Genomic DNA, 1,340 nt, shown 5'->3' with positions numbered 1-1,340 from the left:
ATGTCAGAAATTAAATCTGAAAAATTCATTCAGTACAAAGTAAAAGACATCTCACTTGCCGAGTGGGGGAGAAAAGAAATCAGGTTGGCTGAGGCAGAAATGCCTGGTTTGATGGCTTTGAGAGCTGAGTTTGGACCTTCTCAGCCCCTGAAGGGCGCCAGAGTGGCAGGATGTCTTCACATGACTATCCAGACTGCAGTTTTGATAGAGACTTTGGTGGCATTGGGAGCTGAGGTGACTTGGTCTTCCTGCAATATTTTTTCAACGCAGGATCATGCAGCAGCAGCAATTGCAGCAGCAGGAATTCAGGTTTATGCCTGGAAAGGTCAGACTGCAGAGGAATTTGACTGGTGTATCGAGCAGACCTTGTTTTTCGGTGAAGAAAGACAACCCCTGAATATGATTCTGGACGATGGTGGAGACCTGACCAATATGGTTTTGGATCTTTATCCTGAGCTGGTAGCAGCAATCAGAGGCTTGTCCGAAGAGACGACCACCGGTGTCCACAGACTGTACGAAAGAATGAAAAACGGCACCCTTCCAATGCCTGCTATCAACGTGAATGATTCTGTGACCAAGTCAAAATTTGACAACAAATACGGTTGTAAAGAATCTTTGGTGGATGCGATCCGTCGTGCCACTGACGTCATGATGGCCGGAAAAGTAGCCGTTGTGGCAGGTTATGGTGACGTAGGGAAAGGTTCGGCAGCATCCCTCAGAGGTGCCGGTGCCCGGGTGATCGTGACTGAAATCGATCCAATCTGCGCACTTCAGGCAGCAATGGACGGTTTTGCGGTGAAGAAAATGGTGGATGCGGTGAAGGAAGCTGACATTGTGGTTACCGCTACCGGCAACAAGGACATCATCACGGGTGAGCATTTCAAGTCCATGAAAGACAAAGCGATTGTGTGTAACATCGGCCACTTCGACAATGAAATTGATATGGCTTGGCTGAACAAAAACTATGGTCAAACCAAGAACGTGATCAAACCACAGGTGGATCTTTATGAATTGGACGGCAAAGAGATATTGATCCTTGCCGAAGGCCGATTGGTAAACTTGGGTTGCGCTACTGGACACCCATCCTTTGTGATGTCCAATTCATTCACCAACCAAACTTTGGCTCAGTTGGAACTTTGGGCAAATCACCAAAACTACCAGCCGGGAGTTTATGTGCTGCCTAAGCACCTGGACGAGAAAGTGGCGTTCCTTCACCTGGCCAAGTTGGGTGTGGTATTGGATACCCTTTCTGAAGACCAGGCACAATACATCGGCGTTGAGGTTCAAGGACCATTCAAGCCTGAGTATTACAGATATTAATTTGAGTAAAAGTTGCTTAG

1 protein-coding gene is annotated in these 1,340 nt (G+C 47.3%); it reads left to right on the top strand.

Translation table 11 applies throughout. From position 1 onward, the window contains the following. Positions 1-1,320 (top strand): adenosylhomocysteinase (ahcY, locus tag B0E43_RS00615; RefSeq protein ID WP_077346131.1); only part of this gene is annotated, 1,320 nt, incomplete at its 5' end. Between the last annotated feature and the right edge of the window lie 20 nt (positions 1,321-1,340).

This window comes from Algoriphagus sp. A40 (assembly GCF_002002735.1).
In the GTDB taxonomy this organism is placed as follows: Bacteria; Bacteroidota; Bacteroidia; order Cytophagales; family Cyclobacteriaceae; genus Algoriphagus.
The sequence above is the reverse complement of the archived record's forward strand: the minus strand, read 5'-3'. Positions and strand labels throughout refer to the sequence as shown.